Consider the following 18,259-nt stretch of genomic DNA (forward strand, 5'->3'; position numbering starts at 1 on the left):
AACCCATGCATCCACAGTCCCATCTTCTTCCCGCGAGCCTTGCAGTTGCCCTCCTCCTACTCTCGCCATCCGCGCCGGCACTCACCGCTGATCTAGTGGCCGCTCAAGTCTTCTCGGGCGAAACGGGCAGTGCTGAGCGCCAAAGCGCGGTACAGCGCAATGACAGCGCCGCTGCCCAGGAATGGGGCCTCAGCAGCCAGGAATTCCAGCGCTACCGGACCCTGATGCAAGGCAGCCGCGGCGTTTACTCACCCGGGCTGGATCCGCTCACCGCCCTGGGCATCGAAGCTCAGACCGATGCTGAGCGGCGTCGCTATGCCGAGCTGCAGGTCCGCGCCGAGGCGCAGCGGGTACAGAAGGAGCTGGCCTACGACCAGGCCTACCGCGACGCCTGGAATCGCCTCTACCCGAACCTACAACCGGTACAGGCCGGCGGCCAGGCAGCGCCGCAGGCCAGCCCCGCAGCACGCGGCAACGGGCGACTCGCCATATTCGTGACGGACAGCTGCGCGGCCTGTACCGAGCGGGTCCAGGCCCTGCAGAGCGCTGGCCAGGCCTTCGATCTCTATTTGATCGGTAGCCAGAACGACGATGCCAAGATCCGCCGCTGGGCGGTGCTCGCCGGCATCGATCCGGCCAAGGTGCGGACCCGACAGATCACCCTCAACCACGACGCCGGGCGCTGGGTCCAGCTCGGCCTGGGCGGTGAACTGCCCGCAGCCGTACGCGAGGTGAATGGGCAATGGCTCAGGCAATGATCAAGGCGCTCGGCGCCGGTGTGATCCTGCAGGCCTTCGCGATCGGCGCCCAGGCTTCCGAGACACCGCCGCCCGCCTATCAGCTGGCCGCCTACCAGGCCGGCATCCCTTCCGAGGTGCTGTACTCGGTTGCTCTGCAGGAGAGCGGCACTCGCCTGCGCGGCCAAGGCAAGCAGCTGGTGCCCTGGCCCTGGACGCTCAACGTCGCCGGCGCCGGCTATCGCTTCGCCACCCGGGCAGACGCCTGTACCGCACTGCTGGTCGCGCTCAATACCGCCGGCGCCAAACGCGTCGACGTCGGTATCGCCCAGGTCAACATGGGCTGGAACGGCCACCGCTTCGGCCGCGGCGTCTCGCCCTGTGAGGCGCTGAACCCCTACAAAAACCTGGAAGTCGCGGCCCGGATGCTCGCCGAGCTGCGTGCACAGGGCGGCGACTGGATCAATGTCGCCGGTCGCTATCACCGCCCCGCCGGCGGCGCCCCTGCCGCCAAGTACCGCGAACTCTTCGCCAAACACCTGAGCCGGGTCACCGGCCTGAATCTCCTGGCCTCGAACCCATGAAGCAGATCCTCTCCCTCTCCCTCACCCTCACCCTCACCGTGACCCTGCCGCTGGCCGCCCAGGCCGCCAACCTCACAGTGGTCGAAGACCGCGGTGGCGTCTCCGCCCTGCCCTATTACCAAGGCCTCAATCCAGAGCCTGCGCAGACGCAGCACCAGGCACCGGTGCCACAGCCCACCCTGGCACAGGGTTTCCCGGTGCGATCGCAGCGGCTGACTCCCGGCACCGTCCAGGGGCGCGCGCTCAACGCACCCGGCCTGCAGCCCTTCTTCCTGGTCGGCGACGACGAGCTGTCTCGCCAATGGCTGGCCAGCCGCGGCGAAACCCTGCAGCGCCTTGGCGCCGTAGGCTTGGTCGTCAACGTTGCCAGCGCTGAACGCCTGGCGGTGATTCGCCGATGGACCGGCGGACTGGCCGTCAGCCCTGTCGTCGGCGATGACCTGGCCGCCCGCCTGGGCCTTACCCATTACCCCGTGCTCATCACCGCTACGGCACTCGAGCAATAGGAGCCCACATGCCCAGCCCCCAATCCCTCTACCTGACCCTGGTGATCCGGATGCCCAATGGCCAGGCCGCCCGTGCGGCCCTGGCGGGGGATGTCGAGGTCCTGGTCGACCTCCATGGCGGCGAGGTCACTGGCCGGTCACTGGACGACAAACTGACGCTCTGCGAGCGCTTCGAGGCGGCGCTTTCACCTGGTGAAGCCGAGGCGATCCGCAGGGACCATGCCGCTGGACTGCGCTTGCCAGGCGCTGACGAGCAGGAGCGCTAGCCATGGCCCGCAACCATGCACTGGACACGCTGTTGCGCCCTGCCGTTGAGCTCTACACGGTCCAAGTGTGCCTGGCCATGGCCTTCCTGTGCGTGTTCGCACCCTGGGCCATCGCCCTGACGCCACTGTTCGGCCTGGTCACGGCCGTCGCCTTTCTTGGCTTCGGGATCTACCGCCTGCGCCAGGCGCTGCGCGTGCTGCGCTATCGGCGCAACATCCGGCGCCTGTCGTACTACAGCATGACCAGCAAGGAGATCCCGGTCAGCAATGAGCGGCTGTTCGTGGGTAAGGGCTTTCGCTGGGAGCAGAAGCACACCCAGCGCCTGGTCGACACCTACCTGCCGCAGTACGCGCCCTATGTCGAGCCGTCGGAGTGGACCAATAAGGCACGGCGCCTCGAGGCGCGCCTTGAGTTCGCGCCCTTCCCGCTCACCCTGCTGGCCAAGGCCACGGCCTGGGATAACGCCGTGAACCCCTTCCGCCCGCTGCCCCCGGTGGGCGGCCTACCACGGCTGCATGGTATTGAGCCCGAGGAGCATGACGTCACCCTGCCGCTGGGCGAGCGGGTAGGTCATTCCATCGTCCTGGGCACTACCCGGGTGGGCAAGACGCGCCTGGCCGAGCTCTTCATCACCCAGGACATCCGCCGCAAGCGGCGCGGTCAGCATGAGGTGGTGATCGTCTTCGACCCCAAGGGCGATGCCGACCTGCTCAAGCGCATGTACGTCGAGTGCGAACGCGCCGGTCGGGCCAACGAGTTCTACGTCTTCCATCTGGGCTGGCCGGACCACTCCGCGCGCTACAACGCCGTGGGCCGCTTCGGTCGGATCTCGGAGGTGGCCACCCGTGTCGCGGGCCAGCTGTCCAGCGAGGGCAACTCGGCGGCGTTCAAGGAATTCGCCTGGCGCTTCGTCAACATCATCGCTCGGGCCCTGGTCGCTCTCGGCCGGCGGCCGGACTACCTGCAGATCCAGCAGCACGTGATCAACATCGAAGGGCTGTTTCTGGAATACGCCCAGAAATACTTCGATGAGCACGACCCCAAGGCCTGGGAAAAGATCATCTTCATCGAAAGCAAGCTCAACGATAAGAACGTCCCCTTCAACATGAAGGGCCGGCCGTTTCGGGTCATCGCCATCGACCAATACCTGAACCAGACGCGAGTGCTGGATCCGGTTATGGACGGCCTGCGTAGCGCCGTGCGCTACGACAAGACCTACTTCGACAAGATCGTCGCCTCGCTGCTGCCGCTGCTAGAAAAACTCACCACCGGCCGCATGGCGGAGCTGATCGCTCCGGACTACCACGACGTCAACGATCCCCGACCGATCTTCGACTGGATGCAGGTGGTGCGCAAACGCGCCGTGGTCTACGTCGGCCTGGACGCTCTCTCCGACACCGAGGTCGCCGCGGCGGTGGGCAACTCCATGTTCTCGGACCTGGTCTCGGTTGCCGGCCATATCTACAAGTACGGCATCGATGATGGCTTGCCCGGGGAGGCCAGCAGCAAGGTGGCCATCAACCTGCACGCTGACGAGTTCAACGAGCTGATCGGCGATGAGTTCATCCCCATGATCAACAAGGGTGGCGGCGCCGGTCTGCAGGTGACGGCCTACACTCAGACCCTGTCCGACATCGAGGCCAAGATCGGCAACCGCGCCAAGGCCGGGCAGATCATCGGCAACTTCAACAACCTCTTCATGCTGCGGGTCCGCGAGACTGCGACGGCTGAGCTGCTGACCAACCAGTTGCCCAAGGTGCAGGTCTTCACCGCCACACCGGCAAGCAGCGCGAGCGACGCCGTCAACGGCAAGACCGCCTTCACCTCCAACACCCATGACCAGCTTAGCGCTACCAGCGTGCCCATGCTGGAGCCCGCCCATGTGGTGGGCCTACCCAAGGGCCAATGCTACGCACTGATCGAGGGCGGCAACCTATGGAAGGTGCGGATGCCGCTGCCGGCAGTGGATCCGGATGAAGCGATGCCCAAGGACCTGCAGGAGCTCGCCGAGAAGATGCGCAAGGCCTACCAGGTGGGCCAGGCCACCGGCAGTGAGTGGTGGGAGGCCCCAGGGCAGCGCCGGGTCGCAGACGATCTGCCTTTGGACCTGCAGGACGACTTCCGGCAGATGGCCCAAGGCGCTGCAGACGAAGGAGACGCGGCATGACCATCGGCCCTGATCATGCCCGTCTCGTCGCACTGGGCGCCGCTTGGTTGCGTCGGCAGGGCTTTCCCCTCGTCGCCACCGAGCTGCGGTGCTTCGGATCACGCGAGCAGCCGGATGTGCTGGGCTTTCGCAGCAACTGCTCGACGCTGATCGAGGTGAAGACCAGCCGCGCCGACTTCCTAGCCGACCGGAACAAGCCTGAGCGCACCGCCGGCGGCCTAGGGCTCTATCGCTTCTACCTCTGTCCCGAAGGGCTGCTGCAGGCCGCTGACCTACCGCCGGGTTGGGGCTTGCTGGTAGCCACCGGCCGCCAGGTAGCCGAGGTCGTGCGGCCCCGCGGCAACCTCTGGCCGCCGGCAGGGCGAGCCGGTGGCACTGAGTGGGAAGCCTTCCAGCATCAGCCGGATCTTGCCGCCGAGCGCCAGGCGCTCTTCTCCATCGCCCGGCGCGCCAGCGCCGCTCCTCGAGGACGCAGATAATGGCCGACGTCGCCCAGCGCGCTCAGCAACAGCAGGTCAAAGAGCAGACCTTTATCGGGTCGGTGCTCAGCTTCCCCTTTCACTTCATCGGCGTGATGTTCCTGTCCCTGGGCGGTGCCATCCTGGTTGATTGGCTTTGCCTCTACTTCTTCTGGCCGGAGGCTGGCTGGCACCACGCGAAAGGCATGCTTGATCACGAGCTGGGCTGGCTGTCCCAGGGATTTCTCTCCAGCGTCGTGGTTCAGGAGCCCGGGCACACGGCGACCTGGCTGGTAGGGCTGCTCTACGACTGGCTCTTTGTGAAAACAGGACTGGTTCAGTGGCTGACCGGGATGCAGCAACTGGCGGCTGCCGGCCCGCGGAGCGAGCTCGATGTGCGCTACCTGGCCGCCCAGAGTGTCACGACGGTGCAGACCTATGGCCTATCTGCCCTCTTCACCATCCTGGTGTTCTGCGTGCGCCTGGTGATCCTGATCCTAGCGGTACCGCTCTTCGCCATGGCCGCCTTGGTCGGCTTCATCGACGGCCTTGTGCGGCGGGACATCCGCAAGTTCAGCGCCGGCCGCGAGTCGAGCTACTTCTACCACAAGGCCCGTAGCACCATGCTTCCGCTGGCCCTGCTGCCCTGGTCGCTGTACCTCGCCTTGCCTATCAGTGTGAGCCCACTCCTGGTGCTGCTGCCGTGTGCAGCGCTGCTGGCCCTGTCGGTGAACCTTACGACCGCGTCCTTCAAGAAATACCTGTAGCCGCCGGCGTGCTCCGTGGCCGCGACCTGGCCACAAGGAGCGCCCTCACGCCAATCAAAATGCAGGGGTGGTATTGAATCCCTGTCCCAGCCGATCTGGAGTTACCCCATGCAGTGGACCCCCGAGCAAGCCCCCGCTATCGCGTCAAATGCACGCAAGCTGCTGATCCAGGCCTTTGCTGGTACCGGCAAGACCACCACCCTGGTGGGTTACGCCAGCGCCCATGCGGACGTCAAGATGCTCTACCTCTGCTACAACAAGTCGGTCGAGATGGCGGCCAAGAATCGCTTCCCGCGCAACGTCATCTGCAAGACCGCCCACGGCCTGGCCTATGCGGTCTATGGCACCCAGTACCAGCACAAGCAGGCGGGCAACTTGCGCATCACCGAGGTCGCCCGGGTGCTGGATACTCAGGATTGGGAGCTGGCCCGGGACGTGGTCAACACCCTCAACACCTTCATGGCCAGCGCTGACATGGCCCTGGACGGTCGTCACTTCACTCGCTACGACGGCCGCGGCCTGACGCCGCTGCAGGAGCGGCGCATCACCCAGGTCGTGGGGATGGCCATCAGCGTCTGGAAGCGCATGATCGACCTGCAGGACGCCGGCGTGCAGATCACCCACGACGGCTATCTCAAGCTCTACCAGATGAGCCGCCCGGATCTCTCCAACCGCTTCGGCGCGATCCTGCTCGATGAGGGCCAGGACGTGAATCCGGTGATCGCCGACCTGGTGCAGCGGCAGCGCACCATCCAGGTCATGGTCGGCGATCGCCACCAGCAGCTCTACCGCTTCCGTGGAGCCCAGGACGCCCTGAACGCGGCATGGATGGCTGATGCCGAGAAGCACTACCTGACCCAATCATTTCGCTTCGGTCCGGCCGTGGCCCACGTGGCCAACGTCATCCTGTCGTTCAAGGGCGAAACGGTGAAGCTGCAGGGGCTCGGCCAGCGCACCCTGGTCAAGCGCGCGCTGCCGGAGGACCTCTCCCACCGAACCTGGCTGCATCGCACGGTCAGCGGCGTGATCGAGAACGCTCTGCGCCTGGAGAAACAGGGTGGCCACCGCATGTTCTGGATTGGCGGGATCGACAGCTATTCGCTGCGCGAGCTCGAGGACCTGTTCCAGTTCAGCCGAGGTCGCAATGACCTGGTGCAGCAGAAGAAGCTCTTGCGTGACTACCGTGACTTCGAGCAGTACCAGGAGATCGCCAAGGCTACTCAGGATCCGGAAATGCAGCGCTCGGTGAGGATCATCGAGGCCTACTTCGATCTACCCAAGCGCATCGAGCAGCTGCGGCGCTGCGCGGTGGCCAGCGAGCTGGATGCCACGGTCACCTTGACGACCGCGCACAAGGCCAAGGGCCTGGAGTGGGACTTCGTGGGGTTGTACGAAGATTTCAGTGCGGATCCGCTAGCACCGGAGATCGATCGCGCCAGCCGCGACGATGAGCTGAACCTGCTGTACGTCTCAGTGACTCGGGCGATGCAGATCTTGGCGCTTAACTCGCTGGTCATCGATATCATGCAGAGGTACAAGGAAACGCATGGCAGCATCGCCACGTAAGTCCTCTCCCCCTTTAGGAGGAACCATCAAATGCGCTTTGCCAACGTGGACGGCACTCGATCAGAAGCCCAGCCCAAGCTGAGAGGTATCTGCCGAGGTTGCGGGGAAGAGGTCATCGCAAAATGCGGGAAGCACGTTGTCTGGCACTGGGCGCACCGCTCGCTTGCAAACTGCGATAGATGGTGGGAAGCCGAAACGGAATGGCACCGAGCGTGGAAAAATCGATTTCCAGTCGAATGGCAGGAAACGATCTTGCACGACAGCGCGAGTGGGGAAAAACACATTGCTGACGTCAAAACGGCGCATGGCGTCGTCGTGGAATTTCAACGATCCTCGATTGATCCCGCCGAAGTTAAGCTGAGGGAACAATTTTACCAGCGCATGGTTTGGGTGATCGACGGAACCAGAAATGAACTCGATCAGGCAAATTTCGGGATGTCCAGAAGCCGTGTAGACGGTAACGGCTTCGCAAGCCTGCATTGGTTCAGCAGGAGCAAACTGTTCGCCCGGTGGCATACAACCGTACCCGTATTCATCGACTTCGGCGAAGGCCACGGCTTTTGGCGCATCTGCAGATTCGACCCTGTAACCAAGCGGGGCGTGCTCAAAGTGGTGGATCGCTCGGTGTTCGCTGACGAGCTAATCAATGGCCTCACAGATTACAGCCGTAATGGAGGTCCGGCATCAGCCTGATATAGGAAAGCTTAGCCCAGCAGCGGTCGCTTCCCTTTTGATCGCCTGACTCTTTCTGCGACCGCACCAGCGATATGTCGACGTGGCTTCTGCTTATGCTTCAAGTATTCAGACCGGCAATGACCGAAGAGATCGGCCGCTGCCTTGAGGAGCTGTTTACCCTGCGGCGCAGTGATTTGCTCGAAGTCGAGCAGTGCCATGATGTAGCCCTCAAGCTGGCCGTACAGCCTGGCCAGATGCCCAAGGCCCATGACGGCCATTGCATGAGTCAGGTCCTGCCAGCGTTGTTTGGCATCTTCGGGGAGAAACGCAATCTCGGTCATACAACCTCCCGTGATTTTCCTAACGACAGCATAGGCGGCGGTTTCGTTCGTCACCCAGCTGTAACCGTTTAGGACTTGAATACGGTTTTACCTCGTAAGGGCAATGAAGCCAGTTCGAAGATGACAAGCCCATCGAACTGGAGCCGTCCATGTCCCCTGCCCGCTTCGAATACCACACCGAATTCGCCCCCCTCACATACCGCGTCCAAGAGCGCGGCTGGCTGCTGTTCAAGCACGAAGAGCAGACCGGTACACCTGACATCGCGGCTTTCCTGGCCGACCCGGAGCGGCAGGCACGATTGCAAGCCCTCGGCGCCGACGGCTGGGAGCTGGTCAGCGTGCAGCCGGTGCTGGAAGGCCGGGCCCAGATCGGACAGCAGACCGCCCAGGGCAACCAGGGCTGGGGTGTTGGCTACGCGGTGGCCACCGGCTTTCTGCTGTTTTTCAAGCGACTCATCGTCCCGATCGGAAGCCAGTAACCAAGCGGGTTTGCAACCTATTTGGGTGCAGTAATGGTTTCCCGCTGACCTCGCCTACGGCCCTCGGCATCCTGTGCGGCATCAACCCGCTAGCCCAGGGCCCTGCTGTGAAACTGTCCTTCTACTCTCGCACGCCAACCCGCCGCTTCGCCGTTGCCGGCAGTCTGGCCATCGCGCTCGGGATCCTGACGAGTCAGGTCCAGGCCGCCGGCACCGCCTCCGAGCAGGCCAACGTCGACGTGATGATCCGCCAGCTCAATGCCGTCGAGGCCGTCGCCCGGCGAAGCGCAGAGTTGCCCAGCGATGGCAGCACCCGTTACCGCCTGGACTACAACCGTCTGGCCGCTGACATCGCGCGAATTCGTCAGGGCCTGCAGGACTACCTGGCACCGAGCCGCGCCCAGCCGCGCGACGCGGCCGAGCTCTCCGGTCAGTACCAGCGCGAAGGCGTACAGCCATGAGCATGACCGCGGCGCAGACCGCTGCCTTTCAGGCGGCGAGCGGTATTCCGCCCTCTGCCAGCAACCTGTTCTGGCTCTCCGCGGCCATGGCGGTCACCACCCTCTGGTTCGCCTGGCTCGCCATCAGCCTCTACAAGGGCTGGGCCAACCAAAACCTCAAACCCGCCGCGGCCAAGGGCGCCCTCATCAAGGGGCTGCTCCTCTACTTCGTCCTGTCCTGGCTGATCTTGCATTAACCCCCTCGAGGAGAAATCCATGCTGTCCCTCAAACGTCTGTTCACCCTCGGCGCTCGCGCCAAATGCTTCACTTCTGCGGTAGCCAGCGTGGCCTTGATGCCGGCCGTCAGCCAAGCCGCGTTACCTAGCGCTCAAGCGCCCTCGCGCGGCGAAGGTTCCACTTGGCTCGAAACGCTCAAGAACTACGGCTACGACGGCTTCATGCTGATCGCACTGGTGCTATGTGCCTTCGTCTTGATCGTCGTGGCTACCCATGGCGTGGGTGTCTATCACGAAATCCACACAGGCAAGAAAACCTGGAAAGACCTGGGCGTCACCGTTGTCGTCGGCGTGATCCTCATCGGCCTGGTGATCTTCATCGTCACCAAAGCCAGCGGCATCATGTAAGGCAGGACGGCGCAGATGGACATCACCCAGGACCTGCACGAGGACGGCACGCTTCTCTTCTTGCCGAATCGCCTCAATACCCAACCCGTTGTCGTGGGCGGCCTGACCACCGACGAGATGTTCGCCACCATCATCGTCTGCGCCTCGTTCGGCTTTGTGGTCGGCATTCCCTTGGCGTTTTTCACGACTCCGGCCATGCCGATCTTTGCCGCGCTAGCCTGCGGCTCCCTGGGCCTTGTGCTTGCCGGACGTCAACTGCGCCGCTGGAAGCGCGGGCGGCCCGAAACATGGCTGTGGCGGCAAGTGGAATGCCGCCTGGCCCAATGGGGGATTGCCGGGCGCCACCTGGTGATCCGCAGTGGTAGCTGGAGCTGCAAACGGATGGTGGGGCTATGAGTCGCGCCTGGAAGCTCTCCGACTCGCAGCGCGCCCACATCACGACGCTTCGCCTCGCGCTAGGGATGATGACCGGCATCGCCGTGTTCAACGGCTATGGCTGGTCCACGGCGCCGAAGGACCTGACCGTCCATGTGCCCCCGGACCTGCGCTCGGGTAGCACGCGCCCCTGGTGGGAGATACCGCCTGAGTCGGTCTATGCCTACGCCTTCTACATCTTCCAGCAGATGAACAGCTGGCCCTCCGATGGCGAGAAGAACTACAGCGACAACATCGCGCGGCTGGCCAACTTCATCACCCCGTCCTGCAAGGTCTACCTGGAAGGTGATGAGGCGCTCAAGCGCAATGCCGGCGAATTACGCAGGCGCGTGCGCAACGTGGCGGAGATCCCCGGATCGGGCTACGGCGATGACCCCACCCGGCGCGTCCAGGTGCTGGGCAACAGCGAGTGGACCGTCATGCTCGATGTCGTCGCGAACGAGTACTTGGGCGGCGAGAAGGTCAAGACGGCGCTCACGCGCTACCCGCTGCACGTCGTCAGAGCCGACGTCGATCCCGAGAAAAATCCTTGGGGTATGAAATGGGACTGTTACAGCGGTCAGCCGCAGCGGATCGAGGCTGGTATCGAAGTCAAAGCCCGAGGTACACCATGAGGTCCAGTCATTCCCTCGCCCTGGTGCTGGGCGGCCTGCTGCTGAGCAGCCTGGCCCAGGCCATCGAGATCCGCAAATGGGAACGCGTCCCCATGGCCATCCCTTTGGTGGTGGGCCAGGAGCGGATCCTGTTCGTCGACGCCAACGTCCGCGTCGGTGTTCCTCCGGCCATCGCCGACAAGATCCGAGTGCAAAGCACCGGTGGTGCGATCTACCTGCTGGCCAAGGAGCCCATCGAACCGAGTCGGTTGCAGCTGCAGAACGCGGCCACTGGCGAGATCATGCTGGCCGACATCGCGGCCACCCCCGCCCAGGAAGGTCACGCCCCGCTGGAGGCGATCAAGATTGTGCCCGGCGATACGACCCCGACCCGATATGGCCAGGCAGCTTCGACCAGCGGAAGCAATGCCCCAAGGGCCACAGCCAAGGCCAGCAGCCAGGCTGATGAAGAGAACGACGAGCCGGCCCCGCCCAAACGCGAAACGCCGATTCCCGTCGTGCTCACGCGGTATGCCGCTCAGATGCTTTATGCCCCGCTCCGTACGGTGGAGCCGGTCGACGGCGTCGCCCAAGTCAAAGTCGACAAGCGCCTGGACCTGTCGACGCTGATGCCGGCCTTGCCCGTCGAGGCAAGCCAGTTGGGCGCCTGGCGGTTGGACGACCATTGGGTGACCGCCGTGAAGTTGCGAAACCAGACCGGCCAGCGCCTGGCCCTGGATCCACGCGAGCTAATGGGCGACTTCGCGACTGCCACCTTTCAGCACCCCTACCTCGGAGCCCGCGGCGATGCCAGCGACACCACGGTGCTCTACCTGGTCACCAAGGACCACGGACTCGGCCAGTCGCTGTTACCGAGCCTGAGCGCTGCTGATCCTCGAGTGAGCTCGGAGGCGCGCCATGCAGCTCAGAAGTAATCCGCTACTCAAGTACGCTCTGCTACCCCTCCTCGTCCTGGTGGTATTCGTCGGGGTGAAAATGCTCGGCCGTAGCAAGTCCGTAGAGCCGGAGCAGCCGCAATCCGCCCAGCTCACCCCCGAACAGGCCCAGGCGCTCGGCATTGAAGGCGATACGGCCAACGACACCCTGCGCACCATCGTCGCCGAGAGTCGCCAGTTGAAGGACCAGATGAGCAAGGTCCTGAAAGACAACGAAGAGGCCAAGCGGGAGAACGAAGGCCTCAAAGCCCAGTTGAGCAACATCAACAGCACGGTCGACAACCGCGTTCAGGCAGGCATCAACCAGGGCATGGAGAATCAGCAGAAGCAGACCCAAGGACTCGTTGATAATTTGCAGAAGCAGCTCAACACCCTGTCGCAGATGGGCAGTCAGTTGGGGGGCGCTGCAGGCGCCGGCGGCGATATGCCAATCGGGCTCGGCATCAACCCGGGCGAAGGTAATCAGTTCAAGAAAGGCAGTGGCAGCTCGGACCTGGTCTGGATCGAGCCGCAGGACGGCACGGCCGTCGATGCCAATGGCAAACCGCTCGCCGCCGGCAGTGGCCAGGCGGCCAGTGGTTTTGCCTTCCCCACGTCGTTCGGCACCGCTGGCCAGAAGACCCTGGACGCGGCGTCCGGAGGTGCGCAGCGCGTGGCGGATGGTGTGGGTGGGGATGAACAGACGCGCAAGAAGGTGCGCAAGGTCTACACCCTGCCCCAGAACTCGACGCTCATGGGTTCGGTATCCATGACCGCACTGGTGGGCAGAGTGCCGGTCGACGGCACGGTCAACGACCCCTACCCCTTTAAGGTGCTGATCGGCCCCGACAACCTGACCGCTAACGGTATCGACCTGCCCGACGTCGCCGGCGCCGTCGTGAGCGGTACCGCCTCAGGCGATTGGACCCTGTCGTGCGTGCGAGGCCAGATCCGCAGCATGACCTTTGTCTTCACCGACGGCACCGTGCGTACCCTGCCGGCACCGCAGGAGAACGGCGGTCAGCAGAACAACGGCCAGAACAACCAGAACAGCTCCACCAATGGCCAACCGGCTGCGGTCCAGGGCGGTATGGGCTGGATCAGCGATCCCTATGGCATCCCGTGCATCGCGGGCGATCGCCGCAGCAATGCTGCCCAGTACATCGGCTCCCAGGCGCTGATCACGGCCGCAGGCGCCGGCGCGGCCTCACTCATCAAGAGCGACGGCAGCAGCTCCAGCTACGTGCAGACCTCCAGCGGCACCATCGGCACGACCGGGATCTCCGGCAACGAGGCGATGGGCAAGATCCTGAACCAGGGCGTCAGCGATATCTCCACCTGGGTGAACAAGCTCTACGGCCAGGCCTTCGCCGCTATTTACGTCCAACCCGGGGCGAAGGTGGCCATCCATCTCGACCAAGAGCTGGCCATCGACTACGAACTCAAGGGCCGCAAGGTCGACTATCGCAAGGGAGCTCGCCATGCCTCGGCTGACCTCGACTAATCACGCACGACTACAGATGGCGGCTGTGCTGGCCATGGCCCTGCTGGCCGCGGGCTGCTCGGTCAACAAGGAGAAGATGCTCCCTCACGGCGACCAGACCATGATGGACGTCTGGAACGCCGGCACCACCGGCTCAGCCGGCAGCAGCCAGGGTCGCCAACTGATCGATGCCCGGGCGGAGCTGCGCCGTCCTGTGGACACGGCTCAGGCTCGGCCGCTGGCGGATAACGCCGGCTATTCGCGCACCGCGCAGAACGAGATCTACAGCCAGTTCAAGCGCCTGCCCAATCCGGACCTGGTCATGTACGTCTTCCCGCACCTGGCCGGCTCCGACCCAGCACCCATCCCCGGCTACACCACCGTTTTCCCGCTCTATCAGCGTGTGCAATACGCCATGCCCGGTGAGCGGGTGGAGAACTACTGATGGGCATCTTCGAACGCCTGCGTGGCAAAAAGACCACCGACACTTCAGCGGCTGAGCCGGATCTTGTACCGGGCCAGCCTGGACATACTGACGCGGTTGATGAAGGGGCTCTGTCAGCCGAAGCTGAGCCAGTCATCCACCCCGAATCCATCCGTGCCACCCGCGCGCTGGAGGTCGACGAGGAAGCCGCCTATCAACGCCATCTGGATCGTTTGAAGGCTCATGGCATCCCGGAGCCCGGTGCCTGGATGACAGGCAAGGAGAAGCCTGCGACCGTGGCCGACGTGGCCAGGCTCTACGATGTCAATCCCAGCTTCACCAACCTGCTGCCCTGGGTCGAGTATCTACCTGAGCACCAGGCCATGCTGCTCGAGGACGGCAAGTCCTTGGCGGCGTTCTTCGATATCGTGCCGATCGGCACCGAAGGCCGCTCACCGGCCTGGCTACGCCAAGCGCGGGATGCCCTGGAGAACGCCCTGCAGGACAGCTTCGATGAGCTTGAGGTCAGTCCCTGGGTTATTCAGATGTACGCCTACGACGAGATCCAGTTCGACAGCTATCTCGAAGGCTTCCGTAACTACGTGAAGCCACGCGCCCAAGGTTCGGCCTTTACCGAGCTCTACCAGGGGCTGATGAAGCACCACCTCTCGGCCATCTCCAAACCCGGAGGCTTGTTCGAGGATAAAGTGGTTTCCAAGCTGCCCTGGCGTGGCCAGCAGCGCCGCGTCCGCCTGGTGGTATCACGACGCAGCGTCGGCGACGGCCTGATGCGTGGCCAGGATCCCGCGCTCTATCTGCGCAATACGTGTGAGCGCCTGGTCGGCTCGTTGGCCAACGCCGGCGTCCGAGCCATCCGCATGGAAGAGCGTGCGATCCGACACTGGCTCCTGCAGTGGTTCAATCCCTGCCCCGATCACCTAGGCACCACGCGCAAAGACCATGACCGCTTTTTCGAGCTGGTGAATACACCGACCGAAGTCGAGGATGGCACCATCCCGGTGCTGGCCAGCGGCACGGACTTCTCGCAGTGCCTGCTGTACCGAGAGCCTCGCTCGGACGCAGACAAGGGCATCTGGTTTTTCGATGGCCAGCCTACCCGGGTGATCATGCTTGATCGGCTTCGCGAGGCGCCTAAGACCGGGCATTTGACGGGCGAAACCCGCCAGGGCGGTGATGCGCTCAATGCCCTGATGGACAAGCTACCTGAGGACACGGTGCTGGCCATCACCCTAGTGGTTACACCTCAAGACACTCTTGAAGCCCACCTCAACGACCTGCACAAGAAAGCTGTGGGTGACAATCAGGCCTCGGCGCTGACCCGTGAGGCCATTCAGGATGCTCGATACCTCATTGGCCGCAAGCACAAGCTGTACAAGGGCAGCGTCGCCTTCTACGTCCGCGGCAAGCACGAAGCGGAGTTGACGCAGCGCTGCATGAACCTGACCAACATCCTGTTGGGGGCAGGCATGGAGCCCGTGCAGCCAGACGATGAGGTCGCTGGCCTTTCCAGCTACCTGAGATGGCTGCCGGCCAACTTCGATCCGAATCAGCCCCGGGCCCTGCAGTGGTACGCCCAGATGCTGCTCGTCCAGCACGTGGCCAACCTGGCCCCGGTCTGGGGCCGCCACACCGGTACCGGGCATCCCGGGACTACCGTCTTCAATCGCGGCGGCGCGCCGCTGACGTTCGATCCTTTCAACAAGGAAGATCGTCAGATGAACGCCCACGGGTTCGTCTTCGGTCCCACCGGGGCTGGTAAGTCGGCGACTCTCAACAACCTGATGATCCAGTGGCTGGCCGGTTACCGACCGCGCATGTTTGTTGCCGAGGCCGGTAACAGCTTTGGGCTGCTGGCGGACTTCGCGCAGCGCCTGGGGCTGACCGTGCATCGCGTACGTCTCTCTCCAGGATCCGGCGTCAGTCTGGCGCCTTTCGCTGACGCCATCCGGCTCGCGGGTGATCCGACCCAAATCGCCGTCCTCGATGCCGAAGATCTGGAAGCGTCGGATCGCAACAGTGCCCCTCAGGCCAACCTAGAGGACGATCAGCGCGATGTGCTCGGTGAGATGGAAATCGTGGCGCGCCTGATGATCACTGGTGGTGAGGAGAAGGAGGACGCTCGTCTGACCCGCGCCGACCGTGCTGCCATCCGTCACGCCATCATCAATGCGGCTAAGGCCTGCTTCAAGGCCGAGAAGACCGTGCTGACCCAGGACGTCCGCGATGCTCTGAGTGCGGCCGCGCGGGACGAAGGCCTTCCCGCGGCGCGTAGAGAGCGCCTGCAAGAGATGGCCGAATCCATGGATATGTTCTGCATGGGCGCCGATGGAGAGATGTTCAACCGCCCCGGTACGCCCTGGCCGGAAGCCGACCTGACCGTAGTGGACTTCGCTACGTACGCCCGGGAGGGCTACCAGGCACAGCTCGGCATCGCCTATATCTCGCTGCTCAACTCGATCAACAACATTGCCGAGCGTGACCAGTACAAGGGCAGGCCGTTAATCAAGCTGACAGACGAAGGCCACATCATCACCAAGCATCCTCTGCTGCTGCCCTACGCCATGAAGATCACCAAGATGTGGCGAAAGCTCGGGGCCTGGTTCTGGCTTGCTACCCAGAACATCGACGATATCCCGCTCTCCGGCGCGCCGATGCTCAACATGATCGAGTGGTGGATTTGCCTCAACATGCCGCCGGATGAGGTCGAGAAGATTTCCAAATTCCGCTCCCTCACCCCTGCGCAGAAGGAGCTGATGCTGTCAGCACGCAAGCAGAGCGGCGCCTATACCGAAGGCGTGGTGCTGTCCAAATCCATGGAGATCCTCTTTCGCGCGGTTCCGCCGAGCCTCTTCCTGGCCCTGGCAATGACGGAGCCGGAAGAGAAGGCTGAACGTGCACAGCTGATGGAGGAACTCGGCACCGATGAGCTGGGCGCGGCCGTCGCCGTGGCGGCGCGACTGGATCGGCTGCGCGGCATCGAGCCCTACCCCTTCGATTTGCCACCCGCTTCGGGAGCACGCGGATGAGGGCGATGGACCGCTTTACTCAGGACCTCATCGACAGCCTGACACAGCTGCTCAGCCAACCCGGGCAGGATACCCTGACCGCGCTGCAGATCTGCGCTCCGGTACTAATCACCAACCTGCAGGCGGTCAAAGCGCGCGCAGTGGATCGCCGGGAGATCGAGGCCCAGCTTGATACGGCGCTCAAAGACTGGCTGGCCAAGCACCCGCAGCCGGATGAAGCGCAGCAGGCCTTGCTCGAGGCACTGCATCGAGATGTGCTGGGCAGGGACAGCGATGAGACTACGGCTAGGGAGGCTTCAGCATGAAGAAGCCCGACATCCTGGCTACCCCATGGGGCCTCTACGGAATCTTGGCCGCGGTGCTCGCCTGCGCCTTAGCCGTGCATGCCATCCAGGGGCGTAGCACGCCGGAATCTGTCCAGACTAGCTCCAAACCACCGACCTTCGTCTACGGAAATGCTTTCGCGCGCTTCACGCTGATCGAGTACGGCGACCTGGAGTGCCCTTACTGCAAGGACGCCTTCCCGCAGCTAAAGCAGCTGATTGCGCGGCACGACCAGCTGAATTGGCAATGGCAGCACCTACCACTCCCCATGCATGGGGAGGCAGCCCAGTTCGAAGCACGGCTGGTGACTTGCGCCGGTTGGTATGGAGGCAATCCGGTGTTCTGGCAAGCCATCGAAGCCGTTTACCAACATAGCCGTGGCAACGGTGCTGGCCTCGCGGTGCCGATCGATCAACTGGGCCTACAACCCGCCGTTTCGCTGCAGCACCTCCAGGGCTGCGTCCAGGACAACGCTGCGGTACGCCAAGCAATCGCGGAGCAGACTAGCACTGTGGCAAAGCAGCGCATCGATGCTACGCCGACCTTCGAGCTGAGGGATAATAGCTCTGGCCGGGTCATCCGCCTGCCAGCGCTGCTGGATGACGCCGGCATGCTGTCCGCCATGGACTGGCTGGCTACCCAGGAGGGGGCCGATGCGCAGCAGCGCCAATGACATCCCGCTATGGCTGGCCAGCCTCTCCGATAAAACCCTGCAGCGGCTTAACAGCCGCCTCACCCATCTGCTGCGGATGATCGATGTCGAGAGACAACATCGTGAAGCCCAGCGCCGACCTTCCCTCTCAGCAGGCATCCGCGATGAGTCATCCCGCTAAGTCATCCCACTCGTCGGCAGTAGGCGCCTCGACTCCGAAAGCCCGGATCGTCTTCGAACCCAGAGACGCACTTCCTCCGATCAAGCTGGCACAGGTCACTCATCTGTTCCATGAGCATTGGCTGTTCCGCGTGGGTGTCTATGAGCATCAGGAAGCCTACGACAGCGAGCGGGAGGCGATGCAGTCAGCGGAACGTCTGCTGTTCACCCTCTTCAGTGACATCGCCGATGACCAGCAGAAGGCAGCCCTTCGCCGCGGTGATACCGCCCTGGCCTTTCGTTTCGCCGAACGCCGTGGGTACTGGCAGGGCCGACAGGACGAAAAGCACCTGCACCAGGCTGCCGTTAGTAGTGCGCTAGCCGTCTTGAGATACCTCAGCTGACCCAGATCACGACCTCGAGGTAGAAGCCGTTTCCTAACCTCCTGCGATCTAGATACGGTTTCCCGCTGACCCAGCTCTACTGATCGCGTTTCCTGTACCAGCCATCCCTTTGCCTGGTACTGCGCATGCCCCCTCTACTCTCCCGCTCGCTAGCTGGGCCACCGCTCCGCT

At 63.6% G+C, this 18,259-nt stretch carries 24 protein-coding genes; 23 read left to right on the plus strand and 1 reads right to left on the minus strand.

Going from position 1 to position 18,259, the window contains the following annotated elements:
• Window positions 1–5 precede the first annotated feature (5 nt).
• The 9 genes from FAZ11_RS20070 to FAZ11_RS20110 all read left to right on the plus strand — a co-directional run bounded on the left by FAZ11_RS20070 (window position 6) and on the right by FAZ11_RS20110 (window position 7,745).
• A complete protein-coding gene (locus FAZ11_RS20070; RefSeq protein WP_058783949.1) occupies window positions 6–758 on the plus strand; it encodes a TIGR03759 family integrating conjugative element protein in 753 nt (250 codons plus the stop codon).
• Entirely contained in the window at window positions 743–1,321 is a 579-nt protein-coding gene (locus FAZ11_RS20075; RefSeq protein ID WP_058783948.1) for a transglycosylase SLT domain-containing protein, read from the plus strand. Before FAZ11_RS20070 ends, FAZ11_RS20075 begins: the two co-directional genes overlap by 16 nt.
• Window positions 1,318–1,827 (plus strand): integrating conjugative element protein, encoded by a 510-nt coding sequence (locus tag FAZ11_RS20080; RefSeq protein WP_058783947.1) that lies wholly within the window; start codon window positions 1,318–1,320, stop codon window positions 1,825–1,827. The genes FAZ11_RS20075 and FAZ11_RS20080 overlap by 4 nt, the downstream gene beginning before the upstream one ends.
• A gap of 8 nt (window positions 1,828–1,835) precedes the next feature.
• The gene (locus FAZ11_RS20085) at window positions 1,836–2,093 is read left to right on the plus strand and encodes a hypothetical protein (protein WP_058783946.1); all 258 of its coding nucleotides are present in this window, start codon (window positions 1,836–1,838) and stop codon (window positions 2,091–2,093) included.
• Window positions 2,094–2,095: 2 nt separating this feature from the next.
• Window positions 2,096–4,261: a type IV conjugative transfer system coupling protein TraD gene (traD, locus tag FAZ11_RS20090; RefSeq protein WP_058783945.1), complete on the plus strand. Its 2,166-nt coding sequence runs from the start codon at window positions 2,096–2,098 to the stop codon at window positions 4,259–4,261.
• Window positions 4,258–4,740 (plus strand): hypothetical protein, encoded by a 483-nt coding sequence (locus FAZ11_RS20095; RefSeq protein ID WP_058783944.1) that lies wholly within the window; start codon window positions 4,258–4,260, stop codon window positions 4,738–4,740. The genes traD and FAZ11_RS20095 overlap by 4 nt, the downstream gene beginning before the upstream one ends.
• On the plus strand, window positions 4,740–5,486 hold the full coding sequence (locus FAZ11_RS20100) for a TIGR03747 family integrating conjugative element membrane protein (RefSeq protein ID WP_058783943.1): 747 nt from the start codon (window positions 4,740–4,742) through the stop codon (window positions 5,484–5,486). The genes FAZ11_RS20095 and FAZ11_RS20100 overlap by 1 nt, the downstream gene beginning before the upstream one ends.
• Before the next feature lie 108 nt (window positions 5,487–5,594).
• Window positions 5,595–7,052, plus strand: coding sequence for a UvrD-helicase domain-containing protein (locus FAZ11_RS20105; protein ID WP_058783942.1), 1,458 nt, complete (start codon window positions 5,595–5,597; stop codon window positions 7,050–7,052).
• Window positions 7,053–7,082: 30 nt separating this feature from the next.
• Window positions 7,083–7,745, plus strand: a complete 663-nt coding sequence (locus FAZ11_RS20110) for a competence protein CoiA (RefSeq protein ID WP_058783941.1) — start codon at window positions 7,083–7,085, stop codon at window positions 7,743–7,745.
• Between the two features lie 11 nt (window positions 7,746–7,756).
• Here the strand turns inward: FAZ11_RS20110 and FAZ11_RS20115 are convergent, their stop codons facing one another.
• On the minus strand, window positions 7,757–8,068 hold the full coding sequence (locus FAZ11_RS20115) for a hypothetical protein (RefSeq protein WP_058783940.1): 312 nt from the start codon (window positions 8,066–8,068) through the stop codon (window positions 7,757–7,759).
• Between the two features lie 149 nt (window positions 8,069–8,217).
• Between FAZ11_RS20115 and FAZ11_RS20120 the strand changes: the two genes are divergently transcribed.
• The 14 genes from FAZ11_RS20120 (at window position 8,218) to FAZ11_RS20185 (ending at window position 18,088) form a co-directional block, all read left to right on the plus strand.
• The gene (locus FAZ11_RS20120; RefSeq protein ID WP_058783939.1) at window positions 8,218–8,547 is read left to right on the plus strand and encodes a DUF4177 domain-containing protein; all 330 of its coding nucleotides are present in this window, start codon (window positions 8,218–8,220) and stop codon (window positions 8,545–8,547) included.
• A gap of 164 nt (window positions 8,548–8,711) precedes the next feature.
• On the plus strand, window positions 8,712–9,008 hold the full coding sequence (locus FAZ11_RS20125; RefSeq protein ID WP_240043629.1) for an integrative conjugative element protein, RAQPRD family: 297 nt from the start codon (window positions 8,712–8,714) through the stop codon (window positions 9,006–9,008).
• Window positions 9,005–9,244, plus strand: coding sequence for a TIGR03758 family integrating conjugative element protein (locus FAZ11_RS20130; RefSeq protein ID WP_058783937.1), 240 nt, complete (start codon window positions 9,005–9,007; stop codon window positions 9,242–9,244). Before FAZ11_RS20125 ends, FAZ11_RS20130 begins: the two co-directional genes overlap by 4 nt.
• 19 nt (window positions 9,245–9,263) lie before the next feature.
• Window positions 9,264–9,632: a TIGR03745 family integrating conjugative element membrane protein gene (locus FAZ11_RS20135; protein WP_081320989.1), complete on the plus strand. Its 369-nt coding sequence runs from the start codon at window positions 9,264–9,266 to the stop codon at window positions 9,630–9,632.
• Window positions 9,633–9,647: 15 nt separating this feature from the next.
• Window positions 9,648–10,028, plus strand: coding sequence for a TIGR03750 family conjugal transfer protein (locus FAZ11_RS20140; RefSeq protein WP_058783936.1), 381 nt, complete (start codon window positions 9,648–9,650; stop codon window positions 10,026–10,028).
• The gene (locus FAZ11_RS20145) at window positions 10,025–10,681 is read left to right on the plus strand and encodes a PFL_4703 family integrating conjugative element protein (RefSeq protein WP_058783935.1); all 657 of its coding nucleotides are present in this window, start codon (window positions 10,025–10,027) and stop codon (window positions 10,679–10,681) included. Before FAZ11_RS20140 ends, FAZ11_RS20145 begins: the two co-directional genes overlap by 4 nt.
• Window positions 10,678–11,595: a TIGR03749 family integrating conjugative element protein gene (locus FAZ11_RS20150; protein WP_058783934.1), complete on the plus strand. Its 918-nt coding sequence runs from the start codon at window positions 10,678–10,680 to the stop codon at window positions 11,593–11,595. The genes FAZ11_RS20145 and FAZ11_RS20150 overlap by 4 nt, the downstream gene beginning before the upstream one ends.
• Window positions 11,579–13,099 carry a TIGR03752 family integrating conjugative element protein gene (locus FAZ11_RS20155; RefSeq protein ID WP_058783933.1) on the plus strand — a complete coding sequence of 507 codons (1,521 nt, stop codon included), beginning with the start codon at window positions 11,579–11,581 and terminating at the stop codon, window positions 13,097–13,099. Before FAZ11_RS20150 ends, FAZ11_RS20155 begins: the two co-directional genes overlap by 17 nt.
• Entirely contained in the window at window positions 13,077–13,523 is a 447-nt protein-coding gene (locus FAZ11_RS20160) for a TIGR03751 family conjugal transfer lipoprotein (RefSeq protein ID WP_058783932.1), read from the plus strand. Before FAZ11_RS20155 ends, FAZ11_RS20160 begins: the two co-directional genes overlap by 23 nt.
• Window positions 13,523–16,549, plus strand: a complete 3,027-nt coding sequence (locus tag FAZ11_RS20165; RefSeq protein ID WP_058783931.1) for a conjugative transfer ATPase — start codon at window positions 13,523–13,525, stop codon at window positions 16,547–16,549. Before FAZ11_RS20160 ends, FAZ11_RS20165 begins: the two co-directional genes overlap by 1 nt.
• The gene (locus tag FAZ11_RS20170) at window positions 16,546–16,854 is read left to right on the plus strand and encodes a hypothetical protein (protein WP_058778629.1); all 309 of its coding nucleotides are present in this window, start codon (window positions 16,546–16,548) and stop codon (window positions 16,852–16,854) included. Before FAZ11_RS20165 ends, FAZ11_RS20170 begins: the two co-directional genes overlap by 4 nt.
• Window positions 16,851–17,546, plus strand: a complete 696-nt coding sequence (locus FAZ11_RS20175; RefSeq protein WP_058783930.1) for a DsbA family protein — start codon at window positions 16,851–16,853, stop codon at window positions 17,544–17,546. The genes FAZ11_RS20170 and FAZ11_RS20175 overlap by 4 nt, the downstream gene beginning before the upstream one ends.
• Window positions 17,527–17,706, plus strand: a complete 180-nt coding sequence (locus FAZ11_RS20180; RefSeq protein WP_137279510.1) for a hypothetical protein — start codon at window positions 17,527–17,529, stop codon at window positions 17,704–17,706. Before FAZ11_RS20175 ends, FAZ11_RS20180 begins: the two co-directional genes overlap by 20 nt.
• Window positions 17,690–18,088, plus strand: coding sequence for a hypothetical protein (locus tag FAZ11_RS20185; protein WP_137279511.1), 399 nt, complete (start codon window positions 17,690–17,692; stop codon window positions 18,086–18,088). The genes FAZ11_RS20180 and FAZ11_RS20185 overlap by 17 nt, the downstream gene beginning before the upstream one ends.
• Window positions 18,089–18,259: the final 171 nt, after the last annotated feature.

The sequence above is a fragment of the Pseudomonas rhizoryzae genome (assembly GCF_005250615.1).
Lineage (GTDB): Bacteria > Pseudomonadota > Gammaproteobacteria > Pseudomonadales > Pseudomonadaceae > Chryseomonas > Chryseomonas rhizoryzae.

Excerpts from the sequence above, each read along its gene's own strand:
- FAZ11_RS20100 (WP_058783943.1), top strand. The coding sequence starts at position 4,740 with ATGGCCGACGTCGCCCAGCGCGCTCAGCAACAGCAGGTCAAAGAGCAG.
- FAZ11_RS20135 (WP_081320989.1), top strand. The coding sequence starts at position 9,264 with ATGCTGTCCCTCAAACGTCTGTTCACCCTCGGCGCTCGCGCCAAATGC.
- FAZ11_RS20170 (WP_058778629.1), top strand. The coding sequence starts at position 16,546 with ATGAGGGCGATGGACCGCTTTACTCAGGACCTCATCGACAGCCTGACA.
- FAZ11_RS20155 (WP_058783933.1), top strand. The coding sequence starts at position 11,579 with ATGCAGCTCAGAAGTAATCCGCTACTCAAGTACGCTCTGCTACCCCTC.
- FAZ11_RS20165 (WP_058783931.1), top strand. The coding sequence starts at position 13,523 with ATGGGCATCTTCGAACGCCTGCGTGGCAAAAAGACCACCGACACTTCA.
- traD (WP_058783945.1), top strand. The coding sequence starts at position 2,096 with ATGGCCCGCAACCATGCACTGGACACGCTGTTGCGCCCTGCCGTTGAG.
- FAZ11_RS20110 (WP_058783941.1), top strand. The coding sequence starts at position 7,083 with ATGCGCTTTGCCAACGTGGACGGCACTCGATCAGAAGCCCAGCCCAAG.
- FAZ11_RS20080 (WP_058783947.1), top strand. The coding sequence starts at position 1,318 with ATGAAGCAGATCCTCTCCCTCTCCCTCACCCTCACCCTCACCGTGACC.
- FAZ11_RS20075 (WP_058783948.1), top strand. The coding sequence starts at position 743 with ATGGCTCAGGCAATGATCAAGGCGCTCGGCGCCGGTGTGATCCTGCAG.
- FAZ11_RS20120 (WP_058783939.1), top strand. The coding sequence starts at position 8,218 with ATGTCCCCTGCCCGCTTCGAATACCACACCGAATTCGCCCCCCTCACA.
- FAZ11_RS20115 (WP_058783940.1), bottom strand. The coding sequence starts at position 8,068 with ATGACCGAGATTGCGTTTCTCCCCGAAGATGCCAAACAACGCTGGCAG.
- FAZ11_RS20185 (WP_137279511.1), top strand. The coding sequence starts at position 17,690 with ATGAGTCATCCCGCTAAGTCATCCCACTCGTCGGCAGTAGGCGCCTCG.
- FAZ11_RS20150 (WP_058783934.1), top strand. The coding sequence starts at position 10,678 with ATGAGGTCCAGTCATTCCCTCGCCCTGGTGCTGGGCGGCCTGCTGCTG.
- FAZ11_RS20160 (WP_058783932.1), top strand. The coding sequence starts at position 13,077 with ATGCCTCGGCTGACCTCGACTAATCACGCACGACTACAGATGGCGGCT.
- FAZ11_RS20095 (WP_058783944.1), top strand. The coding sequence starts at position 4,258 with ATGACCATCGGCCCTGATCATGCCCGTCTCGTCGCACTGGGCGCCGCT.
- FAZ11_RS20175 (WP_058783930.1), top strand. The coding sequence starts at position 16,851 with ATGAAGAAGCCCGACATCCTGGCTACCCCATGGGGCCTCTACGGAATC.
- FAZ11_RS20140 (WP_058783936.1), top strand. The coding sequence starts at position 9,648 with ATGGACATCACCCAGGACCTGCACGAGGACGGCACGCTTCTCTTCTTG.
- FAZ11_RS20105 (WP_058783942.1), top strand. The coding sequence starts at position 5,595 with ATGCAGTGGACCCCCGAGCAAGCCCCCGCTATCGCGTCAAATGCACGC.
- FAZ11_RS20180 (WP_137279510.1), top strand. The coding sequence starts at position 17,527 with ATGCGCAGCAGCGCCAATGACATCCCGCTATGGCTGGCCAGCCTCTCC.
- FAZ11_RS20085 (WP_058783946.1), top strand. The coding sequence starts at position 1,836 with ATGCCCAGCCCCCAATCCCTCTACCTGACCCTGGTGATCCGGATGCCC.
- FAZ11_RS20130 (WP_058783937.1), top strand. The coding sequence starts at position 9,005 with ATGAGCATGACCGCGGCGCAGACCGCTGCCTTTCAGGCGGCGAGCGGT.
- FAZ11_RS20070 (WP_058783949.1), top strand. The coding sequence starts at position 6 with ATGCATCCACAGTCCCATCTTCTTCCCGCGAGCCTTGCAGTTGCCCTC.
- FAZ11_RS20145 (WP_058783935.1), top strand. The coding sequence starts at position 10,025 with ATGAGTCGCGCCTGGAAGCTCTCCGACTCGCAGCGCGCCCACATCACG.